This is a genomic window from Microbacterium sp. YJN-G, from assembly GCF_015040615.1.
Taxonomy (GTDB): Bacteria; Actinomycetota; Actinomycetes; order Actinomycetales; family Microbacteriaceae; genus Microbacterium.
Genome location: NZ_CP060402.1, coordinates 150906 through 174413, shown reverse-complemented (window position 1 = coordinate 174413; position 23508 = coordinate 150906). Strand labels below are relative to the sequence as shown.

Sequence of the window (23508 nt, the reverse complement as noted above, 5' to 3'; positions counted from 1 at the left end):
GCTACCGATAGACATCTGTTGATGCGGAGCATCGATGCCACCCCTGGGGCATCGGTTATCCGTGTAGAACGCCGTCCCGGCGCCCTGCACCCGAACAGAGGACAACCACATGACTGAGCAGAACAGCAGCCCGACTCCACCCCCGCCGCCGAGTGCGATCACCCCGCCGCAGCCCACCTCGACGGTCGCCGCGCCAGCCGTCACGCCCCCAGCACCGGCTCCGACACCGGTCGCAGGTCAGCGAGCGGTCGAAGGCGATAAGTCGTTCCTCGCCACCTGGCTGCTCTCGCTGCTGGTGGGGTACCTCGGCATCGACCGCTTCTACCTGGGCAAGGTCGGCACGGGCATCTTGAAGCTGGTAACCCTCGGTGGCATCGGCGTCTGGTGGCTCGTTGACCTGATCATGGTGCTCGCCGGTGCGACCCGGGATCGCTCGGGTCGTGCGCTGGCGGGCTATGGAGATCACAAGAAGGTCGCATGGATCGTCACAGGAGCCGTCATTCTGGTGGGGATCATTCTCAACATCGTCAGCCCGAAGCCCGATGTCGCGGCTTCGATCGCCGATCCGCCAGCGGCGAGCGCACCGGCCGAGGAGAATGCGGACGCTACTACGGCCGATGAGCCGGAGACGGCGATCGTCCCTAACATGGTCGGCACCCGGATCAGCATCTCCCGCCCCATCGCTGAGGCATACGGGCTCGTCTTCACCGCCCCCGCCGACGCTACGGACGACTCGGTCATCGCAACTCAGTCGATCGCCGCGGGCGAGGAGGTCGAAGAGGGCACCGAGGTCATCGTCACTGTCGAACCTCCGAAGCCGAAGCTCACCGTCGAGCAGACGAATGCCATCGCCAAGGCGAAGGACTACCTCAACTTCAGCGGGTTCTCTCGTGCCGGACTCATCAGCCAGCTGGAGTTCGAGGGCTACAGCACCGAGTCCGCCACATTCGGCGCGGACAACGCCGAGGCCGACTGGAACGCCGAGGCAGCCGAGAAGGCCAAGCAGTACACGGACATGTCGGCCTTCTCGCGAGACGGTCTGGCCGACCAGTTGGCATTCGAGAAATTCACACCGGAGCAGATCGACTTCGCACTGGCCGCTGTCGGGTACTGAGCCACGAGAAAGGACCCAACCATGGAGAATTCCGCAATCCTCAGCTGGACACTGCAGCAGGAGATCCCGGTTCCGCCGGATGTGCTCGCACTGCTGGCGCAGGGCGAGGAGGCGATCACCTCGTTCAAGACGTTCCGTGACTCGGCGACGTTCACCACGAAGCGTCTCATCGTCCGCGACGCACAGGGCATCACGGGAAAGAAGGTCGAGATCTACTCGCTGCCCTACAGCTCGATCCTGATGTGGTCGTCGGAGAATGCCGGCACCCTCGACTGGAACTCCGAGCTGGAGCTGTGGACCAAGGCCGGTCACATCAAGGTCAAGCTCGCGAAGGGCGCCGACGTGCGGCGCATCGACAGCCTGATCGCCTGGGCCGTGCTGAACGATCACTGATGACGAGGAGAATCCCGATGAACCTTCGCCGTTCCGCGGCCGCCGGACTGATCGCCGTTGCTCTCGCAGTGACGGGATGCTCCGCCGCTGCGACGCCGGAAGCCAGCAGCAGCTCTGCGGGAGAATCCCCGGCCGCCGCCGAGCCCACGCCGGAACAGCTCGACCTCACGGGTGAGTGGTCCTGGCACGAGGCTCCCGACCCCGAGCAGACACTCACCGCCACGATCACCACCGACCGGATCGAGATCTTCTGGCCGAGCTTCGAGGTGGGCGAGGAGGGCGATGCCTTCAGCGGCACGATGGACAGCGCTCTGTACTGGGCCGGCTCGTTCACTCCGCCCGAACCGGGCGAGGACACCTACACCTTCATCTCGGTTGGCGACACCGAGGCGATGCAGAAGTCGCTGCTCGCCTCGAGTGAGACCGAGAAGGAGTTCAGCTTCGCGAACGGCGGCATCTCGTTCGACCTGACCATTCAGGGCGCGACGAAGACGCTGACGCTGACGCGGGACTGACCTGGGGACGAGGGGAACAGTGAGGCGCGGTCTGAGGGGGCCGCGCCTCGCGCTCTGAGGGGCCGCGCCTCGCGCTCGTCTCGGGGCAGGAGTGCGGCGCGACGGGATGGGATGATGTACGCGTGAGCGAAGCACAGAGCATCCCCGGCTGGCGGCACATCTACTCCGGCAAGGTCCGCGACCTGTACGCCTCGGAGGATCCGTCCGACACGCGGCTGCTGGTCGTGGCATCCGACCGGGTGAGCGCGTTCGACTTCGTGCTCTCCCCCGGAATCCCGCAGAAGGGCGAGCTGCTCACGACCCTGAGCACGTGGTGGTTCGAGAAGCTCGACGACGTGCCCAACCACATCGCCGAGGGAGAGATCCCGGATGCCGTGGCCGGCCGCGCCATGCTCGCGATGGCGCTCGACATGCTGCCGATCGAGTGCGTGGTGCGCGGGTACATCACCGGCTCGGGCTGGGCCGAGTACGTCGAGAGCGGCACCGTGTGCGGCATCCCGCTGCCCGCCGGTCTGAAGAACGGCGATCGGCTGCCCGAGCCGCTGTTCACCCCCGCGTACAAGGCTCCGATGGGCGAGCACGACGAGAACATCACCTTCGAGCGCGTGGTCGAGCTCGTCGGCGCGGAGCGCGCAGCACAGCTGCGCGACGTCTCGCTGGACACCTACCGTCGCGCCGCCGAGATCGCCGAGTCGCACGGACTGATCCTCGCCGACACGAAGTTCGAGTTCGGAGTGGACGCCGACGGCGTGCTGCGCCTGGCCGACGAGGTGCTCACCAGCGACTCCTCCCGCTACTGGGATGCCGAGACCTGGCGCACCGGGGCGACGCCCGAGGCGCGGATGGCGAGCTTCGACAAGCAGATCGTGCGCGACTGGCTCGCCGCGAACTGGGACAAGCAGGGCGAGCCGCCCGCCCTTCCCACCGACATCGTCGAGCGCACCGCCGACCGCTACCGCGAGCTGATCGACCGGCTCAAGGGCTGAGCATCCGCCCCTCCCGTCTATATGTCACGAAGTACCGGTATCCGCCGCTTATACCGGTACTTCGTGACATATAGACGGAGAGCACCGGGACGGTGGGTGAGATCCGATCCCGCGATAGTGTTTCCTCGGCCCCGCGCACGGCTGGGGGCCGACCCGCCCCGATCCCCCGAGGAGCCCGCATGCCGCTGTGGAAGATCCACGGCGACGGTCGCACCGTCGCGCCCGACGCCGTCGTCCGCCCCGAAGAACGCCTGAGCTGGCCCGCCACCATCGCGATCGGCGTGCAGCACGTCGTCGCGATGTTCGGCGCGACGTTCCTGGTGCCGATCCTCACCGGCTTCCCGGTGCCGACCACGCTGCTGTTCAGCGGTGTCGGCACGATCCTGTTCCTGCTGGTCACCCGCAACAAGCTGCCCAGCTACCTTGGCTCGTCGTTCGCGTTCATCGCCCCGGTGACGGCGGCGACCGCAACGGCCGGAATGGGCTCGGCTCTCGCCGGCATCGTCGCCGTCGGCGTGCTGCTGGGGGTCATCGGCGTCGTCGTGCACACCGTCGGCGTGAAGTGGGTCGACCGCTTCCTGCCGCCGGTGCTGGCCGGCACGATCGTCGCGCTCATCGGGTTCAACCTCGCCGGCGCCGCACGAGGCAACTACGAGCTGTCCCCGATCACTGCCACGTTCACCCTTGCCGTGACCATCCTCTTCGCGGTGGTGTTCCGCGGGTTCCTGGGGCGCATCTCGATCTTCCTCGGCGTGATCGCGGGGTACATCTTCGCGGCCGTTCGCGGTGAGCTCGACTTCAGTGCCGTCGAGGCTGCGGACTGGTTCGGTCTGCCGAGCTTCCATCTGCCCGACTTCGTCTCGCCCGGCACCTGGACGGCCATGGCGATGTTCCTGCCCGTCGTGCTCGTGCTGATCGCCGAGAACGTCGGCCACGTGCGCGGTGTCGCGACCATGGTCGAAGACCCGTCGATCAACAAACAGACGGGCAAGGCGCTGATCGCCGACGGCATCTCGACCTCGCTGGCCGGATTCTTCGGCGGCTCGGGAACGACCACCTACGGCGAGAACATCGGCGTCATGGCCTCCACCCGCGTCTACTCGACCGCGGCCTACTGGGTGGCCGGCATCACCGCGATCCTGCTGAGCATGTCGCCGAAGTTCGGGGCCGTGATCAACTCGGTGCCCGCCGGCGTGCTCGGCGGCGTGACCACCGCGCTGTACGGCCTCATCGGCGTGATCGGCATCAAGATCTGGGTCGACAACCGGGTGGACTTCTCGCGTCCGGTGAACCAGTACACCGCCGCGGTCGGGCTGATCGTCGCGGTCGGCGGGTTCCAGATCGTCGACCCGGACTCGGGCTTCCAGCTCGGCGGCATCGTGCTCGCCACAGTCGGCGCCATCCTGATCTATCACCTCGGCAACCTCATCGCGCGGGTGCGCAAGTCGGGCGCCGACGACCCGAAGCCTCTCGAGGCGGTCGGTCCGATCGGCGGCGACCCCGCCTGATCTGACCCCAAGGACCCCGGATGCTGCGCTGCGCGGTATCCGGGGTCTTTCGTCGTTCTCGTGCTGGCGCCTGGGCGCCCCGCCCCGATCCGACCCGGGGTCGCATGTCCCACAAGATGCGGGTGCGGAGGCCGACGACCCGCAGGTTCTGGGACATCCCCTGGTCGCGTGTCCCAATACTTGCCGGTGCGGACGCGTTCCACCCGCAGGTTCTGAGACATCCCCTCCGCCGGCAGGTTCACCCGCCCCGCCTTGCGCATGTCCCAGAAGACGCGGGTGCGGATGCGAACCACCCGCAGGTTCTGAGACATCCTGCGGTCGCATGTCTCAGAAGACGCGGGTGCGTGCGCCATCGACCCGCAGGTTCTGGGACATCCGCCGCGCGCACGTCTCGCAGGATGCGGTGTCAAGCCCCGTGGCGCCGTCGGCGGCCGCCGCGTAGCGTCGTGCCTCATGGAAGACCTCGACCAGCTCAGTGACATCGCCCGCACGCGCGGCTTGCGGATCGCCGTCGCCGAATCGCTGACCTCGGGAAACCTCGCCGGTCACGTCGGGGCCGGCGAAGGAACCGCCACATGGTTCGCCGGCGGGATCGTGGCCTACTTCACCGACGTGAAAGAGCGGTTGCTCGGACTCGAGCCTGGGACGGATCCGTGCTCTGCCGAGTGCGCCGAGCAGCTGGCCCGCGGCGCCCGCGAGCTCTTCGAAGTGGACCTCGCCGTCTCGACCACGGGCGTCGGCGGCCCCGGACCCGACGGAGGGCATCCGCCGGGCACGGTGTACCTCGGCTGGGCGACGCGGACGGATGCTGGCCATCGGCATCTGCAGCTCGACGGGAGTCCTGACGAAGTGCTCGCCGCGACGATCGCGGCGGCCGTGCGGATGCTGACCTTCCACGCCCCGGAGGCATGACCCCTCCACCACCCACGCTCATGTCCCAGAAGGTGCGGGTGCACGGCATCCGGACCCGCGACTAGTGGGACATGCCCCGGCGCGGTGTCTCAGAAGGTGCGGGTCGACCGAGTCCGCACCCGCAACAAAGCGGACATGCCCAGGAGGATGACCGCGGACGCGTGTGAGGCGTAAGCGCGGAGGCCGCGTGCGCACACGCCGCGCGTGCACGTCCCATAAGACGCGGGTGCACGGCATCCGGACCCGCAACTAGTGGGACATGCCCCGGCGGGGTGTCCCAGAAGATGGCAGTCGGCCGGGCCCGCACCCGCAACAAAGCGGACATGCCTGGAAGGATGACGACGGACGCGCGTGAGGCGTAAGCGCGGAGGCCGGGTGCGCACACGCCGCGCGTGCATGTCTCAGAAGGTGCGGGTGCAGGGCATCCGGAACCACGATTAGTGGGACATGCCCCGGCGGGGCGTCCCAGAAGGCGCGGGTGCACGGCATGCGGACCCACGACTATTGAGACATGCCCAGGTGAGGTGTCCCAGAAGATGCGGGTCGACCGAGCGCACACCCGCAACAGATGGGACATGCCCCGGGGAACAGACGGGCCCAGCCCCAAGCGCAGAAGTCAGGTGATGCGGGCGATCACGGCATCCGCGACGACCATCGCACCGGCCTCGGCCGACCGTGCCAGCGTGCCCGCACGGTGCGCGGTGACGGGAGTCTCCATCTTCATGGCATCCAGCACTGCGACGGTGTCACCTTCCGCGACCTCCGCACCGTCGTCGACGAGCCAGCGTACGAGCGTTCCAGGGACGGGGGCGCGCAAGTCACCCGGATCCACGACAGCCCCACCCGCCCCGCCAACAACACCCGCCCCGGCATCAACACCCGCACCGGCCGCGAACCCAGTCAGCAACTCCGTCGGCAGCCCGAGCATCACCCGCCGCCCGTCGATCTCGACGGGAAACCGCTGCAGCCCCGACTCGGCGACCGGCGCCGGACGCAGCTGCGGCTCGAGCCTCGGCAGCAACGTCGACTCGATCCACTGCGTGTGCACGGCGAAACCATCCGTCGCGAACTCGGGCGCGTCCACGGCGAGCCGGTCGAAGTCCACGACCGTCGCCGGCCCCTCGACCACCAGCTCGCGCAGCGCGCGGCGAGCGCGCACGAGCGCCGCCTCACGGGAATCCGCCCGCACGATCAGCTTCGCGATCATCGAGTCGAACGCGGCCTGCACGGCATCCCCCGCCTCGATCCCGGTGTCCCAGCGCACGCCGGGCCCACCGGGCACCCTCAGTGCCGACACGACACCAGGGCTGGGCAGGAACCCACGCCCCGGGTCCTCGGCGTTGATGCGGAACTCGAAGGCGTGCCCTCGTGGCTCGGGCGTCGCCTCGAGCGACGGCCCCTCACCGAACGCGATCGCGAACTGCTCGCGCACCAGGTCGACGCCGGTGACCTCTTCGGTGACCGGATGCTCCACCTGCAGCCGCGTGTTCACCTCGAGGAACGAGATCGTGCCGTCGGCGGCGAGCAGGAACTCCACGGTTCCCGCACCGCGGTACGAGACCTCGGCGCAGATGCGCCGGGCGGCCTCGTGGATGCGCGAACGCTGCTCGTCACTCAGCCCCGGCGCCGGCGCCTCTTCGATGAGCTTCTGGTTGCGGCGCTGCATCGAGCAGTCGCGGTCGCCGACCGCCACCACGCCGCCGCGCCCGTCGCCGAGCACCTGCACCTCGATGTGGCGCGGGCTCTCGAGGAACCGCTCGACGAAGCACTCCCCCCGGCCGAACGCGACGATCGCCTCACGGGTGGCGGCGTCGAAGGCATCCGCCACCTCCGCCAGCTCGCGGACCACTTTCAGGCCGCGCCCGCCGCCGCCGAACGCGGCCTTGATCGCGATCGGCAGGCCGTGCTCCTCGGCGAAGGCGACAGCCTCGTCGTGCCCGGCCAGCGGCTGGTCGGTGCCGGCGGCTAGCGGTGCACCGACCCGCTGGGCGATGCGCCGCGCGGTCATCTTGTCGCCGAGCGCGTCGATGCTCTCGGGGCTGGGGCCGATCCAGATCAGCCCGGCATCCTCGACGGCACGCGCGAATGCGGCGCTCTCGGACAGGAAGCCGTACCCGGGGTGCACGGCATCCGCCCCCGCGGCTTCGGCGGCGCGCAGCAGCGCGTCGATCGACAGGTAGGTGTCGGCGACGGTGACGCCGCCCAGGCCCACGGCCTCGTCCGCCAGCCGCACGTGCAGGGCATCCGCGTCCTGGTCGGCGTACACGGCGACCGACGCATGCCCGGCCTCGGCGCAGGCGCGGATCACGCGCACGGCGATCTCACCGCGGTTCGCGATCAGGATCTTCTTCATGTGGTGCTCTTCTCGGGGACGGGTCGGTGATGCGGAAGCGGATGCGGGCCCCCGGCGGCAGCTGACCGGCGAGGTCGAGACTGCTGTCGGTGAGGGCTCCGATGATCGGATATCCGCCGGTCAGCGGATGGTCGGGCAGGAACAGCACCGGCTGCCCGTCGGGCGGCACCTGGATCGCGCCGTTCACGGCACCCTCGCTGGGCAGCTCTCCGGTGACGGCGCGTTCGAGCGGCACGTCGCCGTGCAGGCGGATGCCGACCCGGTCGGAACGCGGCGTGACCAGCCATTCCTGCTCGGTGAGCGTACGGATCGCGGCGGGGGCGAACCAGTCGTCGCGCGGCCCGAGCGTGATCTCGAGCTCGATGAGGTCGCCGGATGCCGGCAGCGCACGCGGCAGCGGATACGGGTCGACCGCGTTCGGAGCGTCGGCGCCGATCCCCAGCACGTCGCCCGCCTGCAGCGGGGCAGGCCCCAGCCCGGCGAGGGTGTCGGATGCCACGCTGCCCAGCTCGGCATCCGCGGCGATGCCGCCGCGCACGGCGATCACGTACCGCAGCCCGTGGGTCGGGTGGCCGATCGTGAGCTCGTCACCGTCGGCGATCGCGAACGGGATGCCGTGCGGCACGGTGTGCGTCACGCCTGCGGCATCCGTCAGTGTCAGCTCTCCGATCGCGCCGGCGACGGCCGCGACGCCGTCACCGTGGAAGCGCAGCTCGGCTCCGCCCACGCTCTCGAGCACGGCGGCGCGGCTGCGGTTGCCGACGGCGCGGTTGGCGTCGCGCATCGCGGTGCGGTCTGCGACCCCGGATGCCGAGACGCCGAGGGCCGCGTGGCCCTGGCGGCCGGCATCCTGCACGAGCAGCTGCAGGGAGGGGCGGACGACCTCGACGGCGTGAGAGCTGGGTTGCTCGACGTGAGAGCTGGGTTGCTGAGCCTGTCGAAGCACCCCGTCTGCGGTTTCGGGGCCCTTCGACAGGCTCAGGGACCCAGCTGCGCGCGCCGTCGGCCGCTCAGCGCGCTCGAACCGCACCAGCGTCCCCGGCGACAGCAGGGCGGGCGGGTCGCGGTCGATGTCCCACATCGCGGCATCCGTGCGTCCGATCAGCTGCCAGCCACCGGGACTCTCCCGCGGGTAGACGCCGGTGAAGTGCCCGGCGAGCGCGACGGAGCCGGCCGGCACGCGCGTGCGCGGCGAAGAGCGGCGCGGCACATCGAAGAGCGGGTCGGGTGAGACCGTGTAGCCGAAGCCCGGCGCGAAGCCCGAGAACGCCACCTGCCATTCGGCGGCGAGGTGGCGGTTCACGACCTCCTCGGCGGAGACGCTCAGCAGTGCGGCGACGTCGGTGAGGTCCTCGCCGTCGTAGCGCACCGGCACGGTCACCTCGCGGGTGTGCGGCACGTGCTCGGCATCCACCTCGGTCGCCTCCAGCACCGCGGCGAGCTCCGCCGCCGACACCCGCAGCGGATCGAAGCGCACGAGCACGGTGCGGGCGCCGGGGATGCGCTCGACCACGCCGGGCACGCCGTCCCAGGCGAGGTTCAGCCGCATCGCCTCGTCGAGGTCGGCGGCCTCGACGAGCAGGGTGCGGTCGGATGCCGTGAGGATGCGCATCAGACGAGATACTCCGCGTCGGGCACGTCGGTGACGAACATGTGGCCGGGTGCGTGCGTGACGGCGAACGGCGGACGGGATGCCATGATCGCCGCCTGCGGGGTGACCCCGCACGCCCAGAACACCGGGATCTCACCGTCGCGCACCTCGGGCGCATCGCCGAAGTCCGGGCGGCTCAGGTCGAGGATGCCGAGCGAGGCCGGGTCGCCGATGTGCACGGGTGCGCCGTGCACCGCCGGGGTGCGGCCCGAGATCTGCACGGCATCCGCCACCCGGGATGCCGGGATCGGGCGCATCGAGACGACCATCTCGCCGTGCAGCCGGCCGGCGGGCGTGCAGTCGATGTTCGTGCGGTACATCGGCACGTTGCGCCCGAGTTCCTGGTGGCGGATCGGGATGCCGGCCTCGGCGAGGCCGGTCTCGAACGTGAAGCTGCAGCCGATGAGGAAGGCGACGAGGTCGGGATGCTCGGCCCAGGCATCCGTGGCGTCGGTGACCTCTTCGGCGAGCTCGCCGTCGCGCCAGATGCGGTACCGGCCGATGTCGGTGCGGATGTCGCTGCCCGGCGCGAGCGCGGATTCGACCTGGCCCTGCTCGATGACCTCGAGCACCGGGCACGGCTTCGGGTTGCGTTGCGCGTAGAGCAGCGTCTCGAAGGCCCAGTCGGCGGGCACGGCGATGAGGTTGGCCTGCGTGAGACCCGCCGCCACCCCGCTGGTCGGCTCGGCGAGCCCCTCGCGGTACGCACGGCGCGCGGCACGCGCGGCGGCGAGCTGATCGGGGGTGGCGACGACGGTCATCTCAGGCTCCCGCGGTGTCGAACGGCGTGGCCGAACGGCCCGCGAACGGGGCGATCGTGATGCCGGCGGCCTGCAGCATCCGCTTCGTCTCCGCGGCCATCGCGATCGCACCGGCGCTGTCGCCGTGCACGCAGATCGACTGCGCCTCGACGCGCACGTCCGTGCCGTCGATCGCGCGGATCACGCCGGTCTCGGCCAGGCGCACCATGCGCTCGGCGACGGCGGCCGGGTCGTGCAGCACCGCACCCTCCTGGGTGCGTGAGACGAGCTGCCCGTCGGGCTGGTACGCCCGGTCGGCGAACGCCTCGGCCGCGACCTGCAGGCCGGCCCGGCGTGCCACGTCGAGCACGACGCCGCCGGCGAGCCCGAGCAGCACCAGGCCCGGATCGATCGCCTTGATGGCGGCCACGACATCCTTCGCCTGACGCTCGTCACGGGCGATGGTGTTGTACAGCGCGCCGTGCGGCTTGACGTACGCGACCGCGCCGCCGACCGAACGGGTGAGTCCCTCGAGCGAGCCGAGCTGGTACTCGACGTGCGCCTGCAGCGTCGCCGAGTCGATCTCGACGTTCGTGCGCCCGAAGTTGTCGTAGTCGCGATACCCGGGGTGCGCGCCGATCACGACACCGTTGCGCACCGCGGCGGCGAGGGTCTCGCGGATGCCCTCGGGGCTGCCCGCGTGGAACCCGCACGACACGTTCGCGCTGGTGACGATCTCGAGCATCGCCTCGTCGTCGCCGACGATGCGGTCGGGGGTGTTCTCGCCGAGATCCGAGTTCAGGTCGATGGATGCCATGTCATCCGTCCTTCCTTGTGCGTGGGGCCATCATCACGCACCGACGCCGAGGAACGCGAAGATCGGGCCGACCGAGACGATGCCCATGTACCAGGTCAGCAGGGTCACGAGCGTTCCGGCGATGAGCAGCCACAGCGGGTACTTCTTCGAGCCGAGCAGGTCGCGGCGGAACCAGCCGATGTACATGAACACGGTCAGGCCGATCGGCAGGATGAGGCCGTTGAAGCCGCCGACGAACACGAGGATCGCGGCCGGTGCGGTGCCGATGAGCAGGTAGATGATCAGCGAGACCACGATGAACCCGACGGTGGCCAGCTGCAGCGACCAGCCGCCCAGGAAGCGCTTGTTGAACGACGACAGGAACGACGCCGAGGTGTAGGCGGCGCCGATCACCGAGCTGAGGGCCGCGGCCCAGAAGATCGCGCCGAAGATGCGCAGGCCGGCGTCGCCGAGCACGGCGCCGAACGCCTGGCCGGCGGGGTTGGCGGCCTGACCGGAGAGGTCGAGGGTGACGCCGGATGCCACGACGCCGAGGATCGCGAGGAACAGCACGTACCGCATGATGCCGGTGACGAGGATGCCGTTGGCGGCCGCACGCATGACCGGGCCGGCGTGCTGCGGGCCGGTGTGGCCCGAGTCGAGGTAGCGGTGCGCGCCCGAGTAGGTGATGTAGCCGCCGACCGTGCCGCCGACGATCGTGGTGATCGTGGCGAAGTTGATCCTGTCGGGCACGAATGTCTGGCGCAGGGCATCGCCCACCGGCGGCTGCGAGACGAACGCGACGATGACGGTCATCACGATCATGCCGATGCCGAGGATGATCAGCACGATGTCCATCACCCGCCCGGCCTTCTTGATGAGGAACAGGATGATCGCGAGCGCTCCGGTGAGCAGCCCGCCGATCTTCGGGTCGATGCCGAGCAGGGCGTTCAGGCCCAGCCCGCCACCGGCGATGTTGCCGATGTTGAACGCCAGGCCGCCGATGATCACCAGCACGGCGATGACGTGACCCGAGAACGGGATGGCACTGTTGGCGAGCTCACCGGCGCGCTTGCCCGACGAGGTGATCATGCGCCAGATGTTCAGCTGCACGGCGATGTCGATCAGCACCGAGACGAGGATGGCGAAGGCGAACGCCGATCCGAGCTGCTGGGTGAAGGTGGCGGTCTGGGTGATGAAGCCGGGACCGATGGCGCTGGTGGCCATGAGGAAGATCGCGCCGATGACGGCACTGCGGCCCGCGCGCTTCTTCGCGGCGGAGATGCGGGCTTCGTCCTCGGCGGAGAGGGAAGCAGATGCCTGCTCGGACATGAGGGAGGTCCCATCGTCGTTGGTGGGTGTCGGATGACACCGAGTGTAGAACATATCAGCCCGGATTGTTCAACAATTCTTGGCTTGGGTCCCTGAGCCTGTCGAAGGGCCCAAACTGCACTGTTGGGTGCTTCGAGAGCCTCAGCAGCCCAGCAGTCAGGCTGACCAACCCAGCTTGGGTCCCTGAGGCTCTCGAAGGGCCCCAAGCTGCACCCCGGGTGCTTCGAGAGCCTCAGCAACCCAGCCACACACACCCAGACCATCACTGGGTGCTTCGACAGGCTCAGCAACCCACCCGTACCCTGGTTGCATGACCACCCGCGCGCCGCTCGCCGACGTTCTGCGAGAGCGCATCATCGACGGCGATTTCGCACCCGGGTCGCGCCTGTCCGAGTCGGCGCTGGCCGAGCAGCTCGACGTGTCGCGCAACACGCTGCGCGAGGCGTTCCGGGTACTGGCCGAGCAGGGGCTCATCGAGCACGTCCCCCATCGCGGCGTCTCGGTCGCCTCGCCGACGATCGCCGACATCATCGACATCTACCGGGCCCGCCGGATCATCGAGTGCACCGCGCTGCGGCAGTCGGAGCCGGAGCATCCGGCGGTGCAGCTCATGCGCGCGTCGCTGGCGGATGCCGAGCGCCATCTGCCGCTCGAGGACTGGCGGCGGGTCGGCAGTGCGAACATGGCCTTCCATGATGCGATCGTCGCCCTCGCCGACAGCCCGAGACTGGCACGCACCTACCGCGATGTCGCAGCCGAACTGCGCCTGGTATTCCTTGAGATCGACGATCCCCGATCACTGCACGAACCCTTCGTCCGCAAGAACCGCGCGGTGCTCACGGCTCTCATGGAGCGCGGTCCGGAGGCCGCCGCCGACGAGCTGGAGCGCTACCTGATGGCATCCGAGCGCACGGTCCTGGGTGCCTTCACCCGCATGGGCAAGGCATAGCGACGACTCGATCTGGTCGTCCGGCGCCTGGACGGCGACGAACGCCATCGGACACGAGCGGGGTCACGGCAAAGGGCGTCCGCTGACGCCGTAGGACTCGGCGTCGATCAGGCGGATTCGCGGACGACCAGCTCGGTCGGCAGGATCGTCACCCGCTCCGGCTCGCGGCCGGCGAGCACGTCGAGCAGCACGGATGCCATGGTGACCCCCTGCTGATGCGTCGGCTGACGGATCGTGGTCAGCGGCGGATCGACCGTGACCGCGACCTGCGAGTCGTCGAAGCCGACGACCGCGATCTGGTCGGGAACGCGGATGCCGGCTGAGCGCAGCACGCTGAGCACACCACGCGCCATGAGGTCGCTGGCGACGAAGACGGCATCCGGCAGCACCTCGGCGGCCAGCATCCGCCGGGTCGCCTCCGCGCCGCCCTCCTCGCTGAACTGGCCGTCGTGGACGCCGGCCGATTCCAGCCCCGCTGCGGCCAGCGCCTCGTCGTACCCGTGGCGGCGGTCGAGCCCAGGGGGCATCGTCTGCGGGCCGGTGATCGTGGCGATGCGCGTGCGGCCCAGGCCGATCAGGTGGTCGGTGGCGTCGCGTGCGGCCTGCACGTTGTCGACGTCGACGACGAAGTTGCTGTCGTGCGGCCTCGCCGGGCGGCCGCCGAACACCACCGGCACGGCCTCGGCGATGCGGTCGACGAACGAGTCGCTGGTGTGGTGCGAGACGATGATCGCGCCGTCGACGCCGCCGTTGCGCACGAAGCTCGTCGTCTTGTCACCAGGGTCGTCACTCGCGATCAGCAGGTTGAGCACGTAGTCCGAGCGCGTGAGCCGCTCGCTGATGCCCGAGACGATCGCCGCGAAGAACGGGTCGCCGAAGAACCGGGTGGTGTCCTCGGGCACGACCAGCGCGATCGCGTGCGTCTGCCGGCTGGCGAGGGTGCGTGCCGCACGGTTGGGCACGTAGTTCAGCCGCGAGATCGCGTCGTTGACCGCGGTGAGCGCCTCGGGGCTCACCGCGGTCGAACCGTTCACGACGCGCGAGACGGTGGACCGTGAGACGCCCGCGGCCGCCGCGACCTGCTCGATCGTGGGGCGGGCCATCGGTTCTCCTTCTCGGGCGGTGGGACTGGTGGGGCGGGCGGGCCCTTCGAGAGCCTCAGGGCCCTTCGAGAGCCTCAGGGACCCAGCAGGGCTCAGGGCCCTTCGACAGGCTCAGGGCCCCAGAGGGTCAGATCGCGCGAGCGGCGATGATCCGAGCGTACTCCCGGCCGCTGTCCTTGATCGTGCGCTCCTGTGTGTCGTAGTCCACGCGCACGATGCCGAATCGCTTCGCGTATCCCCACGCCCACTCGAAGTTGTCCATCAGCGACCAGTAGAAGTAGCCGCGCACATCGGCGCCCTGCTCGACGGCATCCAGTGTCGCCGCGAGGTGATCACGCAGGAACCCGGCGCGGTCCTCGTCGGCGACCGTACCGTCCGCCTCGACGACGTCGTCGTAGGCGACGCCGTTCTCGGTGACGTACAGCGGCACGCCGGGCGCATACTCCTCGCCGACCTGCACCAGCAGGCGGGTGAGCCCCTCGGGCTGCACCTCCCAGTCCATGTCGGTGCGCGGCAGGCCGCGCTCGACCCAGTGGATGCCCTCGTGCGACGGGAACGGCGACGCCGTGGGGCGCTCCTGCCCGTCGGTCTCGTGCGGGTTGCCCTCGACGCCCGGCTGCGGGTGCCCCGACAGCATCTCACCGTGGTAGTAGTTGATGCCCAGTGCGTCCAGCGGGGTCGAGATGGCATCCAGGTCTTCGGGCTGCACGGCATCCTGCCAGGCCGATACGGCCTCGGCATCCACCTCGCGGATGTCACGGACGATGTCAGCCGGGTACGCACCGCGGAAGATCGGGTCGAGGAACCACCGGTTGAACTGCCCGTCGATGCGGCGGGCGGCGTCGACATCCAGCGGGTCGTCCGGGTCGGCGGGCTCGGCCAACGTGAGGTTCAGGGTGATGCCCAGATCGAGGCCCGGCGCGCGCTCGCGCAGCGCCTGCACGGCACGGCCGTGCGAGAGCAGCAGATGGTGCGAGGCCAGCAGGCCGTCGAGGATGCTGGTGCGCCCCGGCGCGTGCACGCCGGCGGTGTAGGAGAGGAACGACGAGCACCAGGGTTCGTTCATCGTGGTCCAGTGCTGCACCCGGTCACCGAGCGCGTCGTGCACGCTCAGCGCGTACTCCACGAACCGGTCGACGACCGCGCGGCTGGTCCAGCCGCCGCGCTCCTCGAGCGCCTGCGGCATGTCCCAGTGGTGCAGGGTGAGCCACGGCACGATGTCGGCGTCGAGCAGTTCGTCGACGAGGCGCTTGTAGAAGTCGAGGCCCTGCTCGTTGACCGCACCGCCGTCGGGGCGCACCCGCGACCATGACGTCGAGAAGCGGTACGCCTGCAGGCCGAGCTGCTTCATGAGCGCGACGTCCTGCGGGTAGCGGTGGTAGTGGTCGCAGGCGACGTCGCCGTTCTCGGCGTTGACGACCGCACCCGGCACGCGCGTGAACGCATCCCAGACGGATGCCGTGCGTCCGTCCTCGAAGGCCGCCCCCTCGATCTGGTAGGCCGCTGTCGCGGCGCCGAAGAGGAACTTCTCGGGGAAGGGTCGGGTCATGGGGGTCATCCTTTCACTGCACCGGCCATGATGCCACTGACCAGCTGCTTGCCCGCTGCGACGAAGAGCAGCAGCAGGGGCAGGGTCGCGAGCACGGCGCCGGCGAGCACGATCGAGTAGTCGATGTAGTACCCGGACTGCAGCTGGCTGAGCGCCGTCTGCAGGGTCGGGTTCTGAGGGGGCAGCACGATGAGGGGCCACAGGTAGTCGGTCCATGCGGTCATGAACGTGAACAGGCCGAGGATCGCCATCGCGGGGCGGGCGGCGGGCAGTCCCACGGTGAGGAAGGTGCGGAACTGGTTCGCGCCGTCCACGCGCGCCGCCTCGATGAGCTCGTCGGGGATGACGTCGACGAGGTACTGGCGCATGAAGAACACGCCGAATGCGGTGACGAGGGTCGGCACGATGACCGCGCCGATCGAGCCGGTCCAGCCGAGCTCGCGCATCACCATGAACAGCGGGATGATGCCGAGCTGAGTGGGGATGGCCATCGTCGCGATGACGAACACCATCAGACCGTCGCGACCGCGGAAGCGCAGCTTGGCGAAGGTGTAGCCCGCGAGCGTCGAGAAGGTCACCACCGAGATGGTGATCACCGAGGAGATGATGATCGAGTTGCCCAGGGCCAGCCAGAACGGGATGGCGTCGAGCACCTTCGCCGCGTTGGCCAGGAAGTTGCCTCCGGGGATGAGCGGCAGGGTCTCGCCTCGGGTCGAGTTGTCGCCGCTGGCGACGACGATCGACCACCACAGCGGGTAGACGCTGCCGATGATGAACGCGGCGAGCAGTCCGTAGGTGAGGAAGCCGGGTCGGCTGCCGATTCCGGCGGTGCCGGCGGCGACGCGACGGCGGCGGATGCGCTCGGGGACGCTGAGGGCCATGGTGGCGGTCATCGCTCGGCTCCTGTCGTGAGGGCGCGGGCGCGGCGGCGCACCGTGCGCGGGCGCGGGGAGTCGCCGGTGGCGACCCGGCGCGAGATGAGGAAGTTGATCACGCCGATCCCGAGGATGAGCAGGAACAGCAGGATGGCGACGGCGGATGCTTCACCGAGGTCCCGGCGGAAGAACGCCATCTCCCACAGGAACAGCACCGTGGTCTGGAACTGCCGATCGGAGCCGCCGATGCCGCCTGCGGTGGAGACGTCGAACAGGCGAGGCTCGGCGAAGATCTGCAGCCCGCCGATGGTGGCGGTGATCACGACGAAGATCAGCGTCGGGCGGATCGTCGGGATGGTGATGGAGAAGAACCGGCGCGCGGCGCCGGCCCCGTCGAGGGCCGCGGACTCGTACAGGTCACGCGGGACGGCCTGCATCGCGGCCAGCAGGATGAGGGCGTTGTACCCGGTCCAGCGGAAGTTGACCATGACGGCGATGGCGATGTGCGAGAGGAAGGTGCTGTGCTTCCACTCCTGGTCGACGATGCCGACGAGGTTCAGCAGGTTGTTCGCGAGGCCGTCGGCCTCGTTGAAGATGCTCGAGAAGATGATGGCGACGGCGACCGGGGTGATGACGAAGGGGATGAGCACGCTCATCCGCCAGAATGTCGGGGCGCGCAGGCCGCGATCGAGCAGGTAGGCGATCAGCAGGGCCATCGCCAGCTGCGGGATCGCCGAGAGCAGGAAGATGCTCAGCGTGTTGAAGATCGAGTTCCAGAACATGCTGTCGGCGAGGATCTCGGTGAAGTTGCCGAAGCCGAGGAACTCGCCCTGCCCCTTGAGCAGGTCCCACTCGTGCACCGCGACCCACACGGTGTACAGCAGCGGGAACAGGCCCACCAGGCCGAACAGCAGGAAGAACGGCGAGATGTAGAAGTACGGCGAGGCGTTCTGATCGAACCGGGAGACTCGATGTTTCCACGTCATGAAGGGGCTCTTTTCATGCATCCGGTCGCAGGCCGCGCGCTCAGGCGCGGCCTGCGACCGGAATGACTGTCAGTCGACCAGGTCGCCCAGGAGCGAGATCGCCTGCTCCCACGCACCGGCGGTGTCGGTCTCGCCGCGATCCAGCGCGCTCAGCGCCGGACCGAAGACGTTCTCCTGGATCACCGAGTCGTCGGCGCCCTTGAACTGGGCGACGACGCCCTTGGCGCGCTCGGCGAGGATGGCGCCGGTGGGCGCGTCGTTGAAGAACGCGTTCGGCGTCGCGTCGGCGGCGAGCTTCTCCTGTGCCTCGATCGTCGAGGGGAAGTTGCCCGCGGCGGCGGACTGCTTCACCTGCTGCTCGGGCTGGGTGAGCCAGTCGGCGAGCTCAGCGGCCGCCTCATGGTGCTGCGAGGTCTCGGGGATCGACAGGAACGCGCCACCCCAGTTGGCCGCGCCGCCGGGGAACACGTCGGCGAAGTCCCAGCCGGTGGATGCGTCGCCGCCGCCGGCCTCGACCTGGCCCTGCACGACGCCCAGCATCCAGCCGGGGCAGACGAACGTGGCGAACGTGCCGTCGACGAACGACTTGCCGCCGTTCCAGTCCCAGGCGGCCTGCGCAGCCGACTGGCCGCCCTCGGTCGCGGCGCCCAGCAGCTCGAAGCGCTCCTTCAGCTCGTCGTTGCCCTCGACGTTCAGCTCGCCGTCGGCGGTGTAGTAGCCCTCGTCGAGCTGGTTGACCATGGCGTTCCAGACGAAGCCCGAGTGGTCGTACCAGGCCTTGCCGGTCTTGTCGGTGTACTCCTGGCCGACGGTGAAGTAGTTCTCCCAGTCACCCTCGAGCAGCTCGGCGACCGACTCGCGGTCGCTGGGGAGCCCTGCCGCCTCGAACGCGGCGCCGTTGTAGCAGATGCCGGCGGGGCCGATGTCGGTGCCGTAGCCGATCACGCGGCCCTCGGCGTCGGTCGCCTGGCCGTACTTCCAGTCCACCCAGTCGCCCTTGCGCTCCTCGATGCCGTGGTCGCGCAGGTCGACGAAGACGTCGGAGACGTCCATGATGGCGCCGAGCCATCCCTCCTCGATCGCGACGATGTCGCTGAGGCCGCTGCCCGCGGCGATCTTGGTGAAGGCGTCGGTGCGGGCGTTGCCGCCGGTGTCGATGTTGGTCGCCTCGATGGTGATGTTCGGGTGCGCGTCCTCGTACTCCTTGTAGAGGTCGTCGTAGCCGAACGTTCCGAACGTGGTGATGGTCAGCGTGATCTTCTCGTCGCCGGAGCCGTCGGTGCCGGCGTCAGCGGTGCCGCTGCAGCCGGCGAGGGCGAGGGCCGAGACGGATGCGAGGGATGCCGTCACCAGCATCCGGCGTCGCGCGTGCGTGTTCACAGGTCACTCCTTTGTGCAGTAGTGCGTTGGGTGTGCGGGTCGTGCTTCGGGTTGTCCGCGGCGCGCTTTGGGAGCGCTCCCACGGACTGATGGATCAATCTATGGGAGCGCTCCCACGAATGTCAAGCGCGACCACCGGACCGGATGCCGCCCGCGGCGCGCACAGCCTGCTCCGGTAACCTTCTCCGGTGCCCGAACTCTCCCCCGCCCTCACCCGCGCCGAGTCCCTGATCCGCTCGATCCCGGACTACCCGGAAGCCGGCATCCTCTTCCGCGACATCACCCCGCTGCTGGCCGATGCCGAGGCGCTGCGTGTGACCACCGAGGCCCTGATCGAGCCGTTCGCCGGCACCTTCGACGTCGTCGCCGGCATCGAGGCGCGCGGCTTCATCCTCGCGGGCGCGGCTGCCATCACCGCCGGTGTCGGCCTGGTGCCGATCCGCAAGGCGGGTAAGCTCCCCCGGCCCGCGGCATCCGTCGACTACGCACTCGAGTACGGCACCGCCACCATCGAGATGCACGACGACCTGCCCGCCGGCACCCGCATCCTGCTCATCGACGACGTGCTCGCCACGGGCGGCACCCTCGCTGCGGGCCGTCACCTCGTCGAGCGTCTCGGCTGCACGGTCGCCGGCATCAGCGTGCTGTTCGAGATCGACGGCCTGGGCGGCCGCGATCTGATCGGCGACCTGCACACGGTCTTCCACTCCGCCTGACCGCGCTCGCCCGCTTCCAGCCCGCTCGCCCGCGGCTGTCGTCGACGACGGAACGCCCGGGTTCGCGCGGTAGACTCTCCCTGATCCCGCCCGCGACATCCGGAGTCTGAGTATGCCCACCATCGTCGTCGACGTCATGCCCAAGGCCGAACTGCTCGACCCGCAGGGCAAGGCCGTCTCCGGAGCCTTCGCCCGCCTGGGCGTCGAGGCCTTCAGCCAGGTGCGCATCGGCAAGCGCTTCGAGCTCACCGTCGACGGCGAGGTCACCGATGAGGTGCTCGCCGAGGCCCGCCGCGTGGCCGAGGACGTGCTGTCGAACTCCGTGATCGAAGACGTCGTCGCCGTGTCGGTGAGCGACGCCGAGGTGGCGGAGTGACCGCTCGCATCGGGGTCATCACCTTCCCCGGTTCGCTCGACGACCGCGACGCGCAGCGCGCGGTGCGCATCGCCGGCGCCGAGCCCGTCGCCCTCTGGCACGGCTCGCACGACCTCGAGGGCGTCGACGCGCTGGTGCTGCCGGGCGGCTTCAGCTACGGCGACTACCTGCGCTCGGGTGCGATCGCCGCGCTCTCGCCGATCATGGCCGAGGTCAAGGATGCTGCCGCGAAGGGCATGCCGATCCTGGGGATCTGCAACGGCTTCCAGATGCTCGTCGAGGCGCACCTGCTGCCCGGCGGACTGATCCGCAACGACCACCAGCACTTCGTGCGCCGCGACCAGAAGCTCACGGTCGAGAACGCCGGCACCGCCTGGACGACGGCCTTCCAGCAGGGCCAGGAGATCGTCATCCCGCTGAAGAACGGCGAGGGCGGCTACATCGCCGACGACGAGACGCTCGACCGTCTGGAGGGCGAGGGCCTGGTCGCCTTCCGCTATGCGGGCGTCAACCCGAACGGCTCGCTGCGCGACATCGCGGGGCTCACCAACGCCGCGGGCAACGTGGTCGGCCTCATGCCGCACCCCGAGCACGCCACCGAGCCCGGCTTCGGCCCCGACACCCGCGACGCGATGCGCTCGGGCGTGGACGGCCTGGGCTTCTTCGAGAGCGCCGTCGCCGCGGTCGCCCGTATCGCCGCCTGACCGGCATCCCGATCCGGCGACGCCGGGCGACCCTCATCGTCGCCGATCGCCACCTGACCGGCATCCTCCCGGCTCGCACCCGCTGACGCGCGCGTGTCCCATGCCGCATCCGGGTGATGCTCCGCAACCCGTTTCCCTCGCTCCTCCTGCGTGCTAGCTTGACGTCGTCGTGCCCGGCGATCCCGGGCCAGTACACAAAGGAGTGAACGTGAAACGACGTGCCCGCGGCATCCTCGCCGCAGCCGCCACCGGTGCCACCGCGATCGCGGGGGTCATGCTCGTCCCGCCGGCGTCGGCAGCCCCTCCGGGAGAGAGTCCGACCTCCACCGACTCTTCGGTGCAGCGCCCGGACAACCGCCCCGGCCCGCTCACCGAGCGGCAGAACGAGCGGCGCAAGGCCGCACAGAAGCTGATCCTCTCGGGTCAGGCCACGCCGAACGAAGACGGCGTCGTCGCCCTGAACGCCGAGGGCGACAAGTACTACGAGGCCGCCGTCACCGGCACGGGACGGCTGTTCACGATCCTCGCCGAGTTCGGCGATCAGGGCAGCGGCAAGCTGGGCACCGACCCGGGCCCGCTGCACAACCAGATCGCAGAGCCCGACCGCACCCTCGACAACAGCACGCACTGGCGTGCCGACTTCAACACCGCCTACTACCACGACCTGTTCTTCGGTGACGGCGACGCCGGCACCACCGAGCAGTCCTTCGCGGACTTCTACTCCAAGCAGTCGTCAGGGGCGTACACGGTCGCAGGCGAGGTCAGTGACTGGGTGCAGGTGCCGGGCAATGCGTCGACCTACGGCGACAACGCCGTCGAGGATGCCGGTGGCGCGTGGCAGTTCATCGCCGACGCGGCCAACGCCTGGTACGCGGCGCAGGTGGCCGCAGGCCGCACCGCGGCCGAGATCCAGGCGGACCTGGCGACGTTCGATGTGTGGGACCGCTACGACCACGACGCCGACGGGAACTTCGACGAGCCCGACGGGTACATCGACCACTTCCAGGCCGTGCACGCCGGTGAGGGCGAGGACGCCGGAGGCGGCGTGCAGGGTGCGGATGCCATCTGGTCGCACCGCTGGTACGTGAATGCGACCGACTTCGGCCAGACCGGGCCGGCCGGTGCCGAGTTCGGCGGCACCCAGATCGGCGACAGCGGCATCTGGATCGGCGACTACACCGTCGAGGCCGAGAACGGCGGACTCGGCGTGTTCGCGCACGAGTACGCCCACGACCTCGGCCTGCCCGACCTGTACGACACGGCGGGCGGCGAGAACTCCACCGGCTTCTGGACGCTGATGTCCAGCGGCTCGTGGCTCGGCGACGGCCAGGTCGACATCGGCACGACGCCGAACTACATGGGCCCGTGGGAGAAACTGCAGCTCGGCTGGCTCGACTACGCCATCGTCAACCCCGGCGAGTCGGGCGACTTCACGCTGAGCCCCGCGGCCCGGCAGGTCGACGGCCAGGAGCAGGCGCTGATCGTCGACGTCCCGGATGCCACCAGGACGACGACACTCGTAGAACCGGCCGGCGGCCACGCATGGTGGACCTCGAGCGCCGACGACCTGAACACGACGCTGACGCGGTCGTTCGATCTGACCGGCATCCGCTCGGCGACGGTGACCGCGAAGGCCTGGTACGACATCGAGGCCGGGTACGACTTCCTGTACGCGGAGTACTCGACCGACGGCGGCGCGAACTGGACCCAGGTGGGCAAGCCGCTGGACGGCAGCTCGAGCGGACGGTGGGCCGCACTGCGGTACTCGGTGCCCGGCGGCAGCGCCGACACGCTGTTCCGGTTCCGGTACCAGAGCGACGGCGGCGTGCACCTGGCCGGTGCGTTCCTCGACGACATCGTGGTCAAGAGCGGCGGGACGACCCTGCTCACCGACGACGTCGAGGCCGGCGAGAACGGCTGGACGGCGGCTGGCGGGTTCACGCTCAGCGACGGCACGCACACCTCGACCGGTGACCGCTACTACCTCGCCGAGAACCGCACCTACGTCGACTACGACACGACGCTGCGGGTCGGCCCGTACCAGTTCAGCGAGGGCATCACCCGGCCGAACTGGGTGGAGCACTTCCCGTTCCAGGACGGCATGCTCGTCTGGGCGATCGACGAGTCGTACGGCGACAACAACACGATCGACCACCTCGGTCACGGGCTGGCGCTGCCGGTCGACGCGAACCCGGTGCCGATCGTGTACGAGGACGGCACGATGCCCAGCAACCGGCGTCAGCCGTTCGATGCGGCGTTCGGTCTGAACGCCCTCGACCAGGTGAGCCTGCACAAGCAGGTGCTGGTCGGCAAGGGCAAGAAGCAGACCATGCAGACCATGACGGCCAGCTCGACCCCCGGCACGCAGACGGCGACGTTCACGGATGCCGTTCCCGAGGCGTTCTACGACGACTCGAACCCGCTCGGCGGCGTGCTGGTGGCCGGCCACGGCGTGACGATCACGGTGACCGGTCAGACGACCGGCAGCGCCATGACCGTCTCGGTCGCCAACCCCGCGGAGTAGTCACCGGCCGCATCGGATGACACACGGTCCGGGCCCGTCCCCTCAG

Annotated in this window: 21 protein-coding genes; 11 read left to right on the top strand and 10 right to left on the bottom strand. The window is 69.5% G+C overall.

Translation table 11 applies throughout. The annotated features are described in order from the left end of the window. The first annotated feature begins 109 nt into the window (after positions 1-109). The 6 genes from H7694_RS00785 (at position 110) to H7694_RS00760 (ending at position 5428) form a co-directional block, all read left to right on the top strand. Positions 110-1114, top strand: a complete 1005-nt coding sequence (locus H7694_RS00785) for an Ltp family lipoprotein (RefSeq protein ID WP_193597703.1) — start codon at positions 110-112, stop codon at positions 1112-1114. Between the two features lie 21 nt (positions 1115-1135). Continuing rightward, positions 1136-1507 (top strand): PH domain-containing protein, encoded by a 372-nt coding sequence (locus H7694_RS00780; RefSeq protein WP_193597702.1) that lies wholly within the window; start codon positions 1136-1138, stop codon positions 1505-1507. Positions 1508-1524: 17 nt separating this feature from the next. Continuing rightward, positions 1525-2022, top strand: coding sequence for a hypothetical protein (locus tag H7694_RS00775; protein WP_193597701.1), 498 nt, complete (start codon positions 1525-1527; stop codon positions 2020-2022). Between the two features lie 122 nt (positions 2023-2144). After that, a complete protein-coding gene (locus H7694_RS00770) occupies positions 2145-3008 on the top strand; it encodes a phosphoribosylaminoimidazolesuccinocarboxamide synthase (RefSeq protein ID WP_193597700.1) in 864 nt (287 codons plus the stop codon). Positions 3009-3187: 179 nt separating this feature from the next. After that, positions 3188-4516 (top strand): uracil-xanthine permease family protein, encoded by a 1329-nt coding sequence (locus H7694_RS00765; protein WP_193597699.1) that lies wholly within the window; start codon positions 3188-3190, stop codon positions 4514-4516. Positions 4517-4969: 453 nt separating this feature from the next. Next, the gene (locus tag H7694_RS00760) at positions 4970-5428 is read left to right on the top strand and encodes a CinA family protein (RefSeq protein WP_193597698.1); all 459 of its coding nucleotides are present in this window, start codon (positions 4970-4972) and stop codon (positions 5426-5428) included. 616 nt (positions 5429-6044) lie between these two features. On the opposite strand, the gene H7694_RS00755 is transcribed toward H7694_RS00760, so the two are convergent. From H7694_RS00755 to H7694_RS00735, 5 genes are read right to left on the bottom strand one after another with little or no spacing between them, the layout of a single operon-like run. Beyond that, the gene (locus H7694_RS00755) at positions 6045-7781 is read right to left on the bottom strand and encodes an acetyl/propionyl/methylcrotonyl-CoA carboxylase subunit alpha (RefSeq protein ID WP_193597697.1); all 1737 of its coding nucleotides are present in this window, start codon (positions 7779-7781) and stop codon (positions 6045-6047) included. After that, positions 7750-9393, bottom strand: coding sequence for an urea amidolyase family protein (locus H7694_RS00750; RefSeq protein WP_193597696.1), 1644 nt, complete (start codon positions 9391-9393; stop codon positions 7750-7752). The genes H7694_RS00755 and H7694_RS00750 overlap by 32 nt, the downstream gene beginning before the upstream one ends. Then, complete coding sequence (locus H7694_RS00745) at positions 9393-10193, bottom strand: putative hydro-lyase (RefSeq protein ID WP_193597695.1); 801 nt, start codon at positions 10191-10193, stop codon at positions 9393-9395. Before H7694_RS00745 ends, H7694_RS00750 begins: the two co-directional genes overlap by 1 nt. Position 10194: 1 nt before the next feature. Further along, positions 10195-10989: a LamB/YcsF family protein gene (locus tag H7694_RS00740; protein WP_193597694.1), complete on the bottom strand. Its 795-nt coding sequence runs from the start codon at positions 10987-10989 to the stop codon at positions 10195-10197. 33 nt (positions 10990-11022) lie between these two features. Further along, entirely contained in the window at positions 11023-12300 is a 1278-nt protein-coding gene (locus H7694_RS00735; protein WP_193597693.1) for an NRAMP family divalent metal transporter, read from the bottom strand. A gap of 310 nt (positions 12301-12610) precedes the next feature. On the opposite strand from H7694_RS00735, the gene H7694_RS00730 reads away from it, so the two are divergent. Further along, on the top strand, positions 12611-13249 hold the full coding sequence (locus H7694_RS00730) for a GntR family transcriptional regulator (protein ID WP_193597692.1): 639 nt from the start codon (positions 12611-12613) through the stop codon (positions 13247-13249). A gap of 107 nt (positions 13250-13356) precedes the next feature. Here the strand turns inward: H7694_RS00730 and H7694_RS00725 are convergent, their stop codons facing one another. From H7694_RS00725 to H7694_RS00705, 5 genes are all read right to left on the bottom strand, one after another. Then, positions 13357-14352, bottom strand: coding sequence for a LacI family DNA-binding transcriptional regulator (locus H7694_RS00725; protein ID WP_193597691.1), 996 nt, complete (start codon positions 14350-14352; stop codon positions 13357-13359). Between the two features lie 127 nt (positions 14353-14479). Continuing rightward, positions 14480-15901 carry a glycoside hydrolase family 1 protein gene (locus tag H7694_RS00720; RefSeq protein WP_193597690.1) on the bottom strand — a complete coding sequence of 474 codons (1422 nt, stop codon included), beginning with the start codon at positions 15899-15901 and terminating at the stop codon, positions 14480-14482. A gap of 5 nt (positions 15902-15906) precedes the next feature. After that, positions 15907-16794: a carbohydrate ABC transporter permease gene (locus H7694_RS00715; RefSeq protein WP_193597689.1), complete on the bottom strand. Its 888-nt coding sequence runs from the start codon at positions 16792-16794 to the stop codon at positions 15907-15909. Continuing rightward, entirely contained in the window at positions 16791-17762 is a 972-nt protein-coding gene (locus H7694_RS00710; RefSeq protein WP_319805261.1) for a sugar ABC transporter permease, read from the bottom strand. The genes H7694_RS00715 and H7694_RS00710 overlap by 4 nt, the downstream gene beginning before the upstream one ends. A gap of 69 nt (positions 17763-17831) precedes the next feature. After that, entirely contained in the window at positions 17832-19142 is a 1311-nt protein-coding gene (locus H7694_RS00705; RefSeq protein WP_227468215.1) for an ABC transporter substrate-binding protein, read from the bottom strand. 188 nt (positions 19143-19330) lie between these two features. Between H7694_RS00705 and H7694_RS00700 the strand changes: the two genes are divergently transcribed. The 4 genes from H7694_RS00700 to H7694_RS00685 all read left to right on the top strand — a co-directional run bounded on the left by H7694_RS00700 (position 19331) and on the right by H7694_RS00685 (position 23462). Beyond that, positions 19331-19858 (top strand): adenine phosphoribosyltransferase, encoded by a 528-nt coding sequence (locus tag H7694_RS00700; RefSeq protein ID WP_193597687.1) that lies wholly within the window; start codon positions 19331-19333, stop codon positions 19856-19858. A 112-nt stretch (positions 19859-19970) separates the two neighbouring features. Further along, positions 19971-20234: a phosphoribosylformylglycinamidine synthase subunit PurS gene (gene purS, locus H7694_RS00695; protein ID WP_193597686.1), complete on the top strand. Its 264-nt coding sequence runs from the start codon at positions 19971-19973 to the stop codon at positions 20232-20234. After that, positions 20231-20938, top strand: a complete 708-nt coding sequence (gene purQ / locus H7694_RS00690) for a phosphoribosylformylglycinamidine synthase subunit PurQ (protein WP_193597685.1) — start codon at positions 20231-20233, stop codon at positions 20936-20938. The genes purS and purQ overlap by 4 nt, the downstream gene beginning before the upstream one ends. Before the next feature lie 208 nt (positions 20939-21146). Then, the gene (locus tag H7694_RS00685; protein WP_227468214.1) at positions 21147-23462 is read left to right on the top strand and encodes an immune inhibitor A domain-containing protein; all 2316 of its coding nucleotides are present in this window, start codon (positions 21147-21149) and stop codon (positions 23460-23462) included. Positions 23463-23508: the final 46 nt, after the last annotated feature.